We start from the raw sequence: 14431 nt of genomic DNA on the forward strand, positions 1-14431 counted from the left end.
GCGCTCCTCGTTAGGCCTGGCAAGAAAGACTAGTCAGTCTTTTTTGCGGTGGTCTTCTTGGCCGTAGTCTTCTTCGCTGGGGCTTTCTTGGCAGCTGGCTTCTTAGCCGGAGCCTTCTTGGCCGTGCGCTTCACCGGTCCGCGGGCGCGCTTGTCAGCCAGCAGCTCGATAGCCTGCTCACGAGTCAGTTCTTCCAAGGACGTGGTGCGTGGAACAGTGATGTTGGTGATGCCGTCGGTGATGTACGGACCGAAACGACCGTCCTTGACCACAATGTTCTTCTCACTAGTCGGGTCAACCCCGAACTCAGCCAATGGCGGCACCGCGGCACGACGGCCACGCTGCTTAGGCTGGGCGTAAATGGCCAGCGCTTCATCCAAGGTGATAGTGAAGATCTGCTCTTCGCTCTCGATGGAGCGCGAATCGCTGCCCTTCTTCAGGTACGGACCGAAACGCCCGTTCTGCACAGTGATCTCTTCGCCCTCGGCGTCAGCGCCCAGCACACGCGGCAAGCTCATCAGCTTCAGCGCCTCTTCCAAGGTCACCGATTCCACGGTCATCGACTTGAACAGCGATGCAGTGCGCGGCTTGACCTTGGTTGGCTTCTTTGGTGGCTTCGGCTTGCCGTTCTTGTAGTACTCGACCGGCTGTGCGGCGAGTTCTTCAGCGGTTGGCTCAGGGATGATCTCGGTGACATAGGCGCCGTAACGGCCATCCTTGGCCACGATCTTCCGACCAGTCTCCGGGTCGGTACCCAAGTCCATTTCGGAGACCTGCGAGTTAGCAAAGAGCTCCTCGGCCTTTTCAGCGGTCAGTTCATCCGGTGCCAAATCCTCAGGCACGTTGGCGCGCTGCGGGTCGGTGCCTTCCTCGGCGCCTTCCGGGATGGCGCGTTCCAGGTACGGACCGAACTTGCCTACACGCAAGGTGATGTCATCGGTGATCTTGATGGAGTTGATCGCCCGGGCGTCGATGTCGCCCAGGTTATCGACCACATGCTTCAGGCCTTCGCCCTGGGCCTCTGCGCCCTTGCCGAAGTAGAACAGGTTCAGCCAGTCGGTGCGGGCGCGCTGGCCCTTGGCGATTTCATCCAGGTCGTCTTCCAGGCGAGCGGTGAAGTCGTAGTCGACGTACTTGGCAAAGTGCTCTTCGAGCAGACGGATTACCGAGAAGGCAATCCAGCTTGGCACCAGTGCGCCGCCGCGCTTGGTGACGTAGCCGCGGTCCATGATCGTTGAGATGGTTGGCGCGTAGGTCGACGGACGGCCGATCTCGCGCTTTTCCAGCTCGGCGACAATCGAGGCTTCGGTGTAGCGGGCTGGAGGGGTGGTTTCGTGGCCCAGCGCGATCAGCTCGTCGCCGGCCAGGTGCTGGCCGACACGCAGCTGTGGCAGGCGCGCTTCAGCGTTCTCTGCAGCAGCTTCCAGAGCCTGCTCGTCCTTGCCCTCTTCGTAGGCGGAGAGGAAGCCGCGGAAGGTGATCACGGTACCGGATGCGGAGAACTCTGCAACACGATTATCGCTGGCAGTGCCCTGCAGCTTGATCGTAGCGGTGAAGCCCTTGGCATCGGCCATCTGCGAGGCGACGGTGCGCTTCCAGATCAGCTCGTACAGTGCGTATTCGTCCTTGGACAGCGAGGAGCGCACATCCTTGGGACGGCGGAACATGTCACCGGCTGGGCGGATCGCTTCGTGGGCTTCCTGTGCCGCGTCGTTCTTCGCCTTGTAAACGCGTGGCTTGGCTGGAACCGAATCAGCGCCATAGAGCTCGGTGGCCTGCTTGCGGGCAGCGTTCACTGCTTCACCCGAGAGGAATACCGAGTCGGTACGCATGTAGGTGATGTAGCCGTTTTCATACAGGCGCTGGGCGATCTGCATGGTGATCTTGGAGCTCCAGCGCAGCTTGCGCGAGGCTTCCTGCTGCAGCGTGGAGGTGGTGAACGGGGCTGCTGGGCGACGGGTGTAGGGCTTGTCCTCGACAGAGGTCACCGCGAAATCGGTGTCCGACAGGTTGGCAACCAGCGACTGGGCCGAATCCTGGTCCAGGTGAGCCAGCTTGCTGCGGGTAGTCTTCAGCTGACCGCGGTCATCGAAGTCACGGCCGGAGGCGACACGGGCGCCGTCCACTGCCGAAAGCTTTGCTGCGAATCCTTCGCCTTCGCTGGTGGCGAAGTTGCCCTTCACGTCCCAGTATCCGGCTGGGATGAAGGCCATGCGTTCGCGCTCACGTTCAACGACCAGACGGGTGGCCACGGACTGCACGCGGCCAGCGGACAGGCCGCGGGCCACCTTGCGCCAGAGCACAGGGGAAATCTCATAGCCGTAGAGGCGGTCCAGGACACGGCGGGTTTCCTGGGCATCGACAAGGTCGGTATCCAGCTCGCGCATGTTCTCCAGTGCGCGGGCGATGCCTTCCTTGGTGATTTCGGTAAAGGCCAGACGGCGTACCGGAACCTTTGGCTTCAGGACCTGCAAGAGGTGCCACGCGATGGCTTCGCCTTCGCGGTCCGCATCTGTTGCGAGATAAAGTTCGTCAGCTTCTTTGAGCTTCGCCTTCAGTTCGGAAACGCGCTTCTTCTTGTCCGGGTAGACCATGTAGTAAGGCTCAAAGTCATTGTCCAGATCGACAGCGAACTTGCCTACCGAGGTCTTTTTCAACTCGGTTGGCAATTCTGAGGGCTGCGGAAGGTCGCGGATATGGCCCACCGAGGCATCCACGTCAAAGCCTTCGCCCAAATATTTGGCGATCGACTTCACCTTGGCAGGAGACTCCACGATTACGAGTTTCTTACCAGTCTTTTCCTTGGCCTTGGGGGGCACAGCACTCCTTTAGACAACACGGACTTTCCAAACCATTTTCAGGCCCATACTTGTTCCGTCATCGCAGCTTCGTTCTTTGTGCCTACTCTATAGCCACATTTCTCGATGATCTTACACCGAAGGATTTGTGCGCTTTGAGCAAAGCATCTTTATGATGTTGCCTCCCCCGTTTTCTGGTATTCGGGAAGCAACGAGATTAAGTAGAACATACGACGCGAGTCAATACTGCGTTCCTCGGCCGTTGCCTGTGCTTCATATTCCCAGACAAGCTCGTGCATTCTCCGGTTGAATTCCAGTTGCTTGGCCTCGGAAAGGAAGACCAAACCACTAGTCAGCATCGGCGGACGATCCGGGTCTGGAGCGATTCCGGCCTTCGCCTCCGACTCGCGACGCTGCACTTCAGCGTTCAGGCGGGTGCGGAATGCGTTCAATTGCACGTTCAGGTACGCAGTCTTGGCGTTCGTCGAATCGATCTGCGTGTTCAGCTCAAGGCGTTCACCGGCCGCACGCCAGCGGCGCTCGCGTGCGTCGCCCTCACTAGCTGCACGGATCACATACCCGCACTTCTCCAGAGCCCGCAGGTGATAGCTCATGGCGCTCGGTGTTAGCGCGCACAACGAGGCAAGTTCTGTAGCGGTGCGGGTGGTCTGTGAAGCAAAGAGCTCATCCATGACGATCAATCGAGCGTCATGCGCCAACGCTCGAATCGCCTGAGGGTCAGTGATCGAGACAACTTGTGGGATATCTGCTTCGCTGGGCGAAGGCTCCCCACCTTGTTCCTCAATAGTGTTCCGTGTCATAGGGAAAAACTTTAGCGCTTGTTTCACATTTTTTGAAGCAGGCCGTGACGCATGAGGCGTTTAATAGCTTCATATAACTGGTCCGCGAAGTCTTCCTGGCCTTCGCCGATCAGCGATTCAAGCGCGTTGACCAGCTGCGATACGGACAAATCCCCATCGCAAGCCGACACAAATCCAGCCTGTGCAGTATCAAGCAGTTCGGTTCGACGCAGGCCTGCTCCTTGGCGCAGCAGGATGACCCCAGGGTGTTCAGCCCCGGGACGCTGGTGCCGTTCTTCGGTGACGTCCTCGGCCACGAGCAGGTGCCACTCCTTGAACTCTTCACCGACTAAGGCCAGCTGATCGGCCATTGCAATATCGCGTTGCAGGGTTGGGGCCAGTGGTTGCTCCACCTGGTGCGTGATCTGCTCATAGCGCTGGAGTACTGGATGGCCTGCTTCCGGGCGTCGGAAGTACACCAGGCCAAATCCAATGGCCCCGATCCCCCGCGATTCAAAGTCATCGAGGTACGCGTTATATGCCGAGATGTACGAGGTACTGTCTTCGGTCTGGGACGCGTCACGCAACCAAGTTTCGGCATAGCCGCTCGGGCTGGTTTGCTCGCGCTCGATGACCCACACATCCAGCTTGTCGCCGAACCATTGGCGAACTCGCTCATCCCACGGCTGATTAGATTCGTCATCTAGGCGAGGAATCTCCCAATTCGAAAGCATTTGCATCGAACCGCCCGGAGCCAAGAAAACAGGCGCCTGCCCGATCAGGGTGCTGACCAAGGTATCTCCAGCCATTCCGCCATCACGGTAGGTGAACCGATCCTTGGCACGTTCGTGGCTGCTGCGCGGGGTGATCACAAATGGTGGATTGCTAGCGATCAGGTTGAAGGTGGAGCCGGCCACCGGTTCAAACAAGCTGCCCTGCAGCAAGGTGACCCGCGATTCGAGATTCTTCGGATCCAAATTCAAAGTCTGGGCATTGAGCAGCAGGTTGAAACGGGTGAAGCCCAAGGCGCGTGCTGACACGTCAGTGGCAGTCACGTGCTGCGCGTGTGCCAGCAGGTGGAAGAGCTGGATGCCGCAGCCGGTGCCCAAATCCAGTGCGCGCTCGACTTTCTCGCGGATCGTTATTTGCGCCAAGGTCAGCGAAGCCTGCCCGATGCCCAGAACGTGGTCGGTGCGCAGCACGCCCGGACGCTGGTGGGCGCCCAGGTCGTGAGCCACCCACAATTCACCGTCGGTATCAGAAGAGTGCAGCGCCAAGGCAATCTTGGCCCGGTAGCCCGAAGCCCAGGATTCAATCAGGCCCAGCTTGAGCAAGCCCTCGGTTTTCAGCGATGGGAAAGCGATATTGATCGCCGCGTCCTCTTGGGTCTGTCCCAGTTGGAAGAGGCGCACCACGCAGGCAAGAGCCGTATCGGGCTTGTTTCGATCGAGATTGCGCAGCGCAGGATGCAGCTGGTCGCGGGCAAACGCTGCTGCAGCTTCCTCACCCAGCAGCACCGCAACATTTTCATAGTTGTACCCGACATCGGTCAGGTCTTTGGCCAGCGAGTCGATAAGCAGTTGATTGTAGCTCTGTGGAGCATCATCAATGGAAGAAAATTCAGCAGAGTTCACAATTTCAAGTCTACCGAGTAACGCTACCGGGCACAGCTAGGACGGGTAACGTACTGGACTTATGATGTGGGCATGCCCCAAGTAACTGTGACCTATCTCCAACAGCTCAATTCTTCTGAAGTCATTGCTTCGGCCAAGTCCCTTCCCGAGGACGCCCGGATTGAACTGGTTCAACAGATCACTCCGGAGTATTCACGCTTCCTTTATCAGAGCGTGGGCAGCGAGTTGAACTGGGCTGACCGTTTGGGTTTGACCCGGGAGCAATGGAACGACGTCCTGCGACGTGCCGGTTCCGAAACGTGGGTGCTCTACCAGCACGGCGCTCCCCAAGGATATGTGGAGTTGGTGACCGAAGTGACCGAGAACGGAAGCGAAGTAGAAATCTTCTATTTCGGCCTCTTCCCAGAGGCTACCGGACGAGGGCTGGGCGGCGTGCTGCTCACCGAAGCACTGCAGCAAGCTTGGAGCATCGATTCCCACTGGCAGCAGTTGCCCAAGGTCAACCGGGTGTGGCTGCATACCTGCTCACTGGATGGACCGGCGGCGTTGCCGAACTATGAGGCGCGAGGTTTGAAAATTCACCGTTCCGAGCTCGAGCAGACCGAGGTCAAAGACGCCTCGATCGGATTGTGGCCGGCCGCGGCCGGATAAAGGTATAGCCCAGACTCGTTCAAAGTCTGGGCTATAGCTATTTCAAATCTGAATTAGGCATCCACGGTGCTGCACTCAGGGCAGCGTCGCAAGGTTTCATCCGTGGCGCAGTCTTCACAGAACAGGCGCAGGTTTCGGCATTCTGGATTTGAGCAATTCTCGAATTTGTTGGTCGGGCCCTGGCAGCCCACGCATTCGCCAATCGTGACTGCGTCTTCGGAGAACTCGGTATGCATGCGCTTGTCGAAGACGTAAAGCGAGCCTTCCCACAATCCTTCGTCACCGTACTTCTCGCCGTAGCGCACGATGCCGCCCTGCATCTGGTAGACCTCTTGGAAGCCTCGCTTGACCATCAGGGCGGAGAGAACTTCGCAGCGGATGCCGCCGGTGCAGTAGGTAACTACCGGCTGGTCCTTCAGGTGGTCGTACTTGCCCGAGTCCAGCTCGGCTACGAAGTCGCGGGTGGTATCCACATCCGGGACAATCGCGTCTTTGAACTTGCCGATCTGTGCTTCGAAGGCGTTGCGGCCGTCGAAGAAGTGGACCTTCTCGCCGGACTTCTCCTTGGTATCAACCAGCTCGTGCAGCTCTTCGGGGCGCAAGTGGGTGCCACCGCCGACGACACCGTTCTCGTCCACTTCAAGTTCACCCGGTGCACCGAAGGTGACGATTTCGTCGCGGACCTTCACAGAAATGCGCGGGAAGTCTTCGGCAGAGCCTTCAGACCACTTAATATCCATCTTCTTGAAGGCAGGCAGTTCGCGAGTGGCTTTTACATAGGCCTTGACTGCTGACAGCTCGCCACCAACGGTGCCGTTGATGCCGTCTTTCGAAATAATGATGCGTCCGCGCAAGCCCCAGCGTTCAAGCAGCGAGCGCTGCCAAAGGCGGATTGCCTCCGGGTCTGGGAGCGGAGTAAAAGCGTAATACAGAACAATGCGATGAATGGCCACCCTACAATGTTAGTAGCTTTTAGCTGCGAAACGCCTCGGAAAAGAGCAATGTCACATTGATCTTTCCCGAAATTATCGGCCTCTCGGCCGGTGCAATAGTTTCAACTAGACAACGATTAGTTCAATGTCAGCTAATTCCTAGGAAAGACAAGGTAGGGTCAAATTATGGCATCAAACGCAAGCGATGAACTGATCGGCACCTGGGTAGCAGGCTGGGCCGGAGCTCGTGGTTACGAAACCCGCAACGAAGGACGAGTCCACGCTGCGCTGCGCCACGACACCACTGAAGACTGGGAATACGTCATTTACGGTCCGTCCAAGGAAGAGCTCGCAGCAGTAGCTGAGACCTTGGTCAAGCACCCAAACCGTCGTCTGACGGCCTTCGACGATTCCGCTGAGAGCCTGGTTGCCAACGCTGTGGAAGTTGGCCTGCAGGTCACTGCCGACGATGAAGCTTTGATGGTCACCGAATTGGCTGTTCACGATGTCGAAGTCCCGCTGCCCGCTGACGGTTTCGTCTTCCAGATTGAACGCGATGGCACTCACGCCTACGTTTCGCTGCACCCTGAAGACAACCAGGACGTTGTTGCCGCGTCTGGCCACGTTTCGGCAGTAGATGGATACGCAATCTTCGACCGCATCATCACCGGAGCCGACTTCCGCCGCAAGGGCCTAGGCACCTTGATCATGCGGGCATTGGCTTCGCTGGCACAGGAGCACGACGTTGATGAGGGCCTGCTGATTGCTTCGGTCGATGGCCAGCAGCTTTACGAATCCCTGGGTTGGACCTCGCTGGGCAAGGTTGTCATGTTCAAGGCCTAAAGCCTTCCAAAGATTACTCTTATCGCCGTGCTTGACGCTTCTGCGTCAGGCACGGCGATAGTCTTTAACTTCAGCAATTCATGGTCCGGAAAGGCGTCCTCGTGAAGTCAGCGCGTTCTCTCTTAGATCCCTATGACCGGAGCAATGACCCCGATGCGGTGGTGCACCGTCGCACACGCGCTGCCAAGGACGAGATCACCAGCCCGTGGCCAGCATGGTTGAACACCGAACTTATTGGGATTTTCCAAGGCCTTGGAATTCAACAGCCCTGGCTGCATCAGACCCAAGCAGCAGACCTCATCCATGAGGGCCACCACACGATTGTTTCCACCGGTACCGCCTCGGGAAAATCCATGGCTTACCTCATGCCCGGCCTGGACCTGTTGTATCGAGCCAAGGATAGCGGCTTCAACGATGCCGATGCCGGCGCCTCTATCCTTTACATCTGCCCTACCAAAGCACTGGCAGCAGACCAGCTTTCAGCGGTCCAAGCCCTTGAAGTTCCCGGAGTCAGAGCTGCCGCCTACGATGGCGACACCGACCAAGCCACCCGAGCGTGGGTGCGCCAGCACGGAAACTTCATCTTCACAAACCCTGATATGCTGCATCGCGGCATCCTGCCGAACCACCCTGCCTGGTCCAAGTTCTTCAAACGCCTGCGTTACGTGGTGATTGATGAAGCCCATTCCTACCGCGGAGTTTTCGGCGCCCACGTAGCCAACCTGATCCGCCGGCTGCGGCGCATCTGCGCGCACTACTCAAGCAACCCCATCTTCATCGGTGCTTCGGCGACCAGCTCGGATCCTGAAGAATCCTTCGGCCGTCTGATCGGAGCACCTGCTCAGGCGGTGACCCATGACTTCTCCGCCAGCGGTGAGCTGGTCATGGCTTTGTGGGAACCGCCGTTGAGTGATCACCGCGGCGAAAATGGTGCACCGATCCGTCGGACGGCCATCGCTGAGAGCGCCTCGATCCTCACCGATCTGATGGCTGATCATGTTCGGAGCATTGTTTTCATCAAATCCCGTCGTGGGGCCGAAACCATTGCGACCTTGACCCGCAAGCATCTGGAGAAATTTGCTCCTGAATTATCCGTTCGGCTTGCCGCCTATCGCTCTGGATACCTGCCCACGGAGCGCCGCGAAGTGGAAAGGCAGTTACGCAGCGGCGAGCTGCTGGGTGTCACGTCGACCTCCGCATTGGAGCTGGGCATAGATATCGCTGGACTCGATGCAGTTGTGGTTGCCGGCTGGCCCGGCACCCGCGCATCATTCTTCCAGCAGATCGGCCGCGCCGGTCGTTCGGGACAGGATGCATTGGCAATTTTTGTAGCGGCAGAAGATCCCTTGGACACCTATCTAGCCCATCATCCCGAGGCGATCTTTGAGCTGGGAGTTGAAGCGACGGTCTTTGATCCGCAGAACAAATACGTGCTCAGCGGTCACCTCTGCGCCGCTGCGCAAGAGTCCCCCTTACGCCCCGACGAACTAGAACTTTTCGGACCGCAGACTGAGGAGCTGCTGGATTCGCTGGTTCAGCGCGGCTACTTGCGCCGGCGCCCGGCCGGATGGTTCTGGACGCACCCGCAACACGCCGCTTCGATGTTCTCTATCCGTGCCGATGGCGGTGGGCCGGTGGACATCATTGATGCGGAAACCGGTGCTTTGCTAGGCACCATGGACTCACCCCAGACCCATTATCAGGCGCACCCCGGAGCGATCTACGTGCATCAAGGGGCCAGCTACCATGTGGAGGAACTCGACGAGCAGAACCATGTGGTGGTTGTGACCCGGGTGAATCCCGACTACTACACCACCGCTCGCGACCTAACCACGGTAGCCATTGATTCCGAGGAACGCAGCAGTAAGCACCGGGAGCTGACGATCCATTTTGGTGAAGTCACAGTGACGACCCAGGTCGTCTCGTTCCAACGGAAATCTGTTGCATCCAACGAAGTGCTTTCCGAAGATCCGCTGGATTTGGAAGCGAGGGATCTGAACACCAAGTCGGTCTGGTTCACGATGACCGAAGAGCGCCTGCTGCGTGCTGGTTTGCAGATCGACCAGTTCCCCGGAGCGCTGCATGCGGCCGAGCACGCCATGATTGGCCTGCTTCCCTTGGTTGCCACCAGCGACCGTTGGGATATCGGAGGGGTGTCCACGGCCCTGCATATGGATACCGGGCATCCGACGATTTTTGTCTATGACGCGCAACCTGGCGGTGCCGGATTTGCAGAACGCGGGTTCGAGCGCTTCGTCGATTGGGTTCGCGCTACCCGCGATGCTATCCAGGCGTGCGAGTGCCAGCATGGTTGCCCTAGCTGTGTGCAGTCCCCCAAATGCGGCAACCGGAACAATCCGCTGGATAAGGCCGGCGCAATCTTGTTGTTGACCGCGGTACTCGTCGACGTGGAACCGGCCCACCACCGCTAAAGGCGGCGGGCAGGTTCAGGGAGCCGGTGCGCCCAAAGGTGGTGCGCCTGCCCTGGCTTGGGCTTGTGCCAGATAGAGTTCGATTCCCATCGCCCGAACTCCCACTGGAACACTCGTGGCTATGCGCACCGATTGCCCATCGGCTTCCACCGTGCACGCCGAGAGTTGCGCACCGTTTGATTCTGCTATCAACGCTGCCACGCTGCACGGATCACCTGGACGCAGGCCGCGGGCCGTATCTGCGGCAGCCAAGGCCGATAAGTCAGCAGCACTGGCTGCCTGCATCGCTGCCCGGGTTGCGCCGATCCAGGCCAAGACCGCACTGATAATGAGCAAGGCTGCGATCACCAGTGCCGTTGCCATGACCGTTCCGCTGCCTTGTTCAGATTTCAGGCTTCGTAGCTTTTTCATTCAACTGCCACGCTGGCTTGTCCGTGGACTTGGATACTTCCAACTATCGGCAGGCGTACCGACTTGCTCACGTGCACCTGCGCGTAGCCCGATGCAGTTGATTGCCAGAAGCGGGCTTCGTTTCCGGCCAGCTTCACGCCACTGGCCCGAGCCGTCGCACTATCTTCACCGCGGGCCAATTCCCTGGCCATGGCCCCGGCGGCTTGCTGAACTTGGATCTGCTGGATTCCAAGGACACCGAAGCCCAGAACCAAAGACAACATGACGGCAACCGCGGGCAGCAGCACCGCAAATTCTGCGGTGCTGCTGCCCCTTTCGTCGTTGAAGCTCATGGCCTACAGCGACAGGGCTTTGGTGATCAAACCCATCAGCATGCCACGGACATCGCCACTGGACAAGATGCTGATCAGCAAGCCAGCGAAAGCTACGGCAGCCAGGGTGACCATAGCGAATTCGGCAGTGGTGGACCCTTGCTCGTCTTGAAGCTGATCCATGATTTCCTGGAGCCTTCGATTCATTGTGTGTTCCTTTCCAAAATGCCATCCCCAACCTCGATGCCAGGGATGTTGTCCTTCTACCTTCGGTGGATGCAGCACGAGTAAGCGCCGGATGCTTGCGAGCTGGGTATAACCATTGCCGTTACCTACTGGAAGCTGGGGAAAAGTGCGATGATCAGCGGCACCACGCCCAAAGCGATGAAGGCCGGCAACGCACAGGCACCCAAAGGCAAGACCAGCCGGGTGCCGAATTGGGCTCCGAGGCGCGCGACTTTCTGCGTATGTTCCCGCCGTTGCAATATCGCGGTATTGCGCAGCAGACTTGCTGCGGGCGCGCCGGTCGCGTGAGCAAAGTGCAGTGCTTTGCGCAGCGGCATCAGCCACCCAGGAACAGCTTCCCAAGCTTTGTCCCATGCCATGTTCATCTCCAAGCATCGGGCGACGCTGCGCAGTACCGCGCACTGTTCAATGCTGTTGCCCAGCAAATCGAGGATCTGGGTAATGGGCATTCCTGAATCCAGCAAACTCGCGCTGAGATCAAGGATCAGTTCGATGGGATTTTCCTGCGCTCGTCCCCTATGAACCCGCTGTACGCTGCCATGTTGCCCCCATCACAGCCCACAGGCGAATTTAGTCTTGCCGCAATCGATCTCAACGACTGTGCCCAAGGCGCATGGGAAGCGATCATCGACCGCGACCAGCTCCTCGCCACGCGTGCTCGACTTGTGGGAGCAAAACCGATCCACAATGGAACCGCTCGACGCTGGCTCCTCTCGGGCATTGCTGTGTGCTCGGTATGTGGTAAAACTGTACGTTCTGCACGAGGGATCACGCATCCTACGGCTAGAAGATCCGACGGCTCCAAAGCCCCGAGCAAGACTTACCACTCGAACCGCTGCATCGATGGGCATTTCCACCGCAACGGGGCAGTCATCGACGAGCTCATCGAAGAGATCTGCATCGCCCGACTGGCCGAGCCGGATGCTGTGACCTCATTCCCCAATCCAGATGACGGTGTCGATGTGGCCAAATTGCACGCGCAGCGGTCTGCTGCGCAGGGGCGACGAGATGCGCTCATCGCGATGGTCTCAGACGGCACCATCACTCAAGATGAAGTTACCCCGCAGCTGCAAGCGAAGCGCATAGAGCTCAAACAGATCGATGAGCAGCTCGCGCGAGCTGCTCAGCGCAACCCGTTGGCCGACCTAATCGGCGTCGAGGATGTCCGAAGCTGGTGGAATGAGCGGACCCTCGCGCGGAAGCGCTCGATCGTCCAACTATTCATGGCTAAGATCGCTATCCAGCCCATAGGCTACGGGCGCAGGCCGAAGAATCCAGAGGACGTACTGGCATCATTGGAGATCACACCGCGATCGATGGAGTGAGCGTCAAAGAGAACTCGTTCTTCAAGTGACGGCTTCTTGATGCTACGGACCTTAGTTGCTGGTCTCCGGTTCATACCAGCGACCTTTTGGAGGAACCCTTCGCGACTGAGACGCGTGTGTAGCTCTGCAATTCCGTTATCGTCATTTCAAAGTAATAAGAACTGGAATGTTGAAGTAGTCTAAGGCCAGCGCGAGTTACGGCATAACTCAATTGTGTGAACATGAATTAGATAGGGGCATCCAATAAAGATGCTGACGTTTGCTTCGGTTTTATCAAGTGACGGCATCGATCCGTTAGAAGCACAGATGATCCGCCACGCCTTCGTCTGAGAGCACGAAGACTCAGGCCTCCAGGGGATACACGCAGATTCGACCGACGAGGAGATCCTCGCCTACACATCCCGACAGTCTGCGAGGCCTCGGGTATTCCCATTGAACCCGCCGCAACTGTGGGTCGTATTCATTCGCGAGGGCGGTGACCGGGCACGGTTTTGGTCCGTCGTGGAGAACCGGGGTGAAACCTCGAACGACGGTACAATTCGCATGTTCGACTTGGTGGTGACAGACCATCTATCCGATCTCAGGAACCGCCTGGTGATCGGCTGGAAGTCGCCCCGCGCTTGGCGACTCAATGGGCCGACCGCGGCTGCCTATCCAGTCCTGGAGATCGCCGACGCGCAGCCAGTGCCGTTCCCAGGCTTCGACCGTCTGATCTTGGACTACTCGCAACTGCAAGCCGTGATGCGCGAGCACCGGTACACGTCATGGCGCACAGCTCTGTCATCGGTCGTCGGGATCTACTTGATCACTGACACTCGCGATGGACGCCACTACGTCGGCAAGGCTGACGGTGCGGAGAACATCAACCAACGTTGGGGCGTCTACGCTTCCAACGGTCATGGCGGCAACGTCGAGCTGCGCGGGTTAGATCCATCGACTTTCCGATACTCGCTTCTCCGGGTCTTCGACCCTTCGACTCCCACTCGGGTGATCGATGAGTCTGAGAGCCACTTCAAACGCGCGTTGGACACTAGAAACCACGGTCTGAATCGGAACTAACTGAAGATCTGGTTCAATCCCAAAATTGAGATGGCCCCGACGAAAGTCGGGGCCATCTCGTGTTCGCAACCTCAAGGTAGGGGGCGTGCTGCCATAACACTCACGCCGTAAGCCCACCTGGTTTCCGTTGCGTACTGCCAGAACTTTCGTCCTGAGAACTGCGACCGCCAAGAGGTCACCTTGTTGTAGAACTTCTGCCACATGATTGCTTTCATGTTGGACCTCCTGTCCTCCTTGTCGTTGTCACTTACATCACTGGACTTAGTCCAGTCACTAAGTAGGCGAACGACGCCGAGAAGCAGCAGTGCCACCACAACCTCTAAGACGTCCCAGAATCGAACTGGGCCCGCCCCCGGCTTTCAAACTGCGAAGAGACTCTCGAGCAAGTTCCTGCGCTGATCTGCGTCCGCTACCCCAAGCATTGGGGCGAGGCCGACTAGGGGAAGATACCGAAATTGGAGATGCACTCGGACATGGTCCACAGAAAGATGTGATAGCTGGCCTCAAACGGAACAACATCTGCTTCATCTCTGGATTTCTGCTGCGCATGGCACGTAAATTTGCCATCGTGTCCAATGCCACGCATCCAATGCCATAGTTCTGTCGCCACCCAGTCATGGCCCCGTGACGGGAGTGACCAGCTCGTTCAAGACCCGAAACGACAGCCTTCCGAATTCAGTGACGACGAGGAACCCGTCTTGGAAGGATTTCCCACCGTTTCAGGATAAAAACTAAAGTGAATGCATTTCGCCGAAATGAAACGCCCCGCCGACAAAGGCAGGGCGTTTCACATCAGGGCTCAACTCGACGAGGTCATCAGACCATTGCCACGGCATCAAGAACCAGAACCATGAACACCGACGCAGAGCATATTCGCTTTCTGGTGCGTCTGTGCGAGATCGATACCGGGGACGGTCTCCGTGCCATGGATAGCGGCGCTGCCAGCCACTTGCCACTGTGAGTAGAACCAGAATACGGAAACGCTGACC

Annotated in this window: 13 protein-coding genes; 5 read left to right on the forward strand and 8 right to left on the reverse strand. The window is 58.2% G+C overall.

From position 1 onward, the window contains the following. Window positions 1-29 precede the first annotated feature (29 nt). The 3 genes from topA to AARI_RS13380 all read right to left on the reverse strand — a co-directional run bounded on the left by topA (window position 30) and on the right by AARI_RS13380 (window position 5232). Entirely contained in the window at window positions 30-2819 is a 2790-nt protein-coding gene (topA, locus tag AARI_RS13370) for a type I DNA topoisomerase (RefSeq protein WP_013349813.1), read from the reverse strand. A gap of 149 nt (window positions 2820-2968) precedes the next feature. Next, window positions 2969-3619, reverse strand: a complete 651-nt coding sequence (locus AARI_RS13375; protein WP_013349814.1) for an ArsR/SmtB family transcription factor — start codon at window positions 3617-3619, stop codon at window positions 2969-2971. Window positions 3620-3642: 23 nt separating this feature from the next. Continuing rightward, window positions 3643-5232, reverse strand: coding sequence for a DUF7059 domain-containing protein (locus AARI_RS13380; protein ID WP_013349815.1), 1590 nt, complete (start codon window positions 5230-5232; stop codon window positions 3643-3645). Window positions 5233-5304: 72 nt separating this feature from the next. Between AARI_RS13380 and AARI_RS13385 the strand changes: the two genes are divergently transcribed. Then, window positions 5305-5883 (forward strand): GNAT family N-acetyltransferase, encoded by a 579-nt coding sequence (locus tag AARI_RS13385; RefSeq protein WP_013349816.1) that lies wholly within the window; start codon window positions 5305-5307, stop codon window positions 5881-5883. Between the two features lie 53 nt (window positions 5884-5936). Here the strand turns inward: AARI_RS13385 and trhO are convergent, their stop codons facing one another. Continuing rightward, window positions 5937-6836 (reverse strand): oxygen-dependent tRNA uridine(34) hydroxylase TrhO, encoded by a 900-nt coding sequence (gene trhO, locus AARI_RS13390; protein WP_013349817.1) that lies wholly within the window; start codon window positions 6834-6836, stop codon window positions 5937-5939. Between the two features lie 165 nt (window positions 6837-7001). On the opposite strand from trhO, the gene AARI_RS13395 reads away from it, so the two are divergent. Next, entirely contained in the window at window positions 7002-7658 is a 657-nt protein-coding gene (locus AARI_RS13395) for a GNAT family N-acetyltransferase (protein ID WP_013349818.1), read from the forward strand. Window positions 7659-7759: 101 nt separating this feature from the next. Continuing rightward, window positions 7760-10090 (forward strand): DEAD/DEAH box helicase, encoded by a 2331-nt coding sequence (locus tag AARI_RS13400; protein WP_013349819.1) that lies wholly within the window; start codon window positions 7760-7762, stop codon window positions 10088-10090. 15 nt (window positions 10091-10105) lie between these two features. Here the strand turns inward: AARI_RS13400 and AARI_RS13405 are convergent, their stop codons facing one another. The 4 genes from AARI_RS13405 to AARI_RS13420 form a co-directional block, all read right to left on the reverse strand. Continuing rightward, a complete protein-coding gene (locus AARI_RS13405) occupies window positions 10106-10453 on the reverse strand; it encodes an Rv3654c family TadE-like protein (protein WP_231849388.1) in 348 nt (115 codons plus the stop codon). Between the two features lie 44 nt (window positions 10454-10497). Further along, entirely contained in the window at window positions 10498-10833 is a 336-nt protein-coding gene (locus tag AARI_RS13410; protein WP_013349821.1) for a TadE family type IV pilus minor pilin, read from the reverse strand. Between the two features lie 3 nt (window positions 10834-10836). Continuing rightward, window positions 10837-11019 carry a DUF4244 domain-containing protein gene (locus AARI_RS13415; protein ID WP_013349822.1) on the reverse strand — a complete coding sequence of 61 codons (183 nt, stop codon included), beginning with the start codon at window positions 11017-11019 and terminating at the stop codon, window positions 10837-10839. A gap of 125 nt (window positions 11020-11144) precedes the next feature. Beyond that, entirely contained in the window at window positions 11145-11552 is a 408-nt protein-coding gene (locus AARI_RS13420; RefSeq protein WP_319022631.1) for a type II secretion system F family protein, read from the reverse strand. 24 nt (window positions 11553-11576) lie between these two features. On the opposite strand from AARI_RS13420, the gene AARI_RS13425 reads away from it, so the two are divergent. Next, window positions 11577-12383 (forward strand): hypothetical protein, encoded by an 807-nt coding sequence (locus AARI_RS13425; protein ID WP_041648954.1) that lies wholly within the window; start codon window positions 11577-11579, stop codon window positions 12381-12383. Window positions 12384-12977: 594 nt separating this feature from the next. Continuing rightward, complete coding sequence (locus AARI_RS20115; protein ID WP_231849389.1) at window positions 12978-13442, forward strand: GIY-YIG nuclease family protein; 465 nt, start codon at window positions 12978-12980, stop codon at window positions 13440-13442. Window positions 13443-14431: the final 989 nt, after the last annotated feature.

Source organism: Glutamicibacter arilaitensis Re117 (genome assembly GCF_000197735.1).
Taxonomy (GTDB): Bacteria; Actinomycetota; Actinomycetes; order Actinomycetales; family Micrococcaceae; genus Glutamicibacter; species Glutamicibacter arilaitensis.

What these genes read in the sequence shown, in the direction of transcription:
- AARI_RS13375 (WP_013349814.1), bottom strand. Translation starts at nt 3,619, where the DNA reads ATGACACGGAACACTATTGAGGAACAAGGTGGGGAGCCTTCGCCCAGC.
- AARI_RS13385 (WP_013349816.1), top strand. Translation starts at nt 5,305, where the DNA reads ATGCCCCAAGTAACTGTGACCTATCTCCAACAGCTCAATTCTTCTGAA.
- AARI_RS13395 (WP_013349818.1), top strand. Translation starts at nt 7,002, where the DNA reads ATGGCATCAAACGCAAGCGATGAACTGATCGGCACCTGGGTAGCAGGC.
- AARI_RS13405 (WP_231849388.1), bottom strand. Translation starts at nt 10,453, where the DNA reads ATGGCAACGGCACTGGTGATCGCAGCCTTGCTCATTATCAGTGCGGTC.
- AARI_RS13410 (WP_013349821.1), bottom strand. Translation starts at nt 10,833, where the DNA reads ATGAGCTTCAACGACGAAAGGGGCAGCAGCACCGCAGAATTTGCGGTG.
- AARI_RS13415 (WP_013349822.1), bottom strand. Translation starts at nt 11,019, where the DNA reads ATGAATCGAAGGCTCCAGGAAATCATGGATCAGCTTCAAGACGAGCAA.
- AARI_RS13425 (WP_041648954.1), top strand. Translation starts at nt 11,577, where the DNA reads ATGAACCCGCTGTACGCTGCCATGTTGCCCCCATCACAGCCCACAGGC.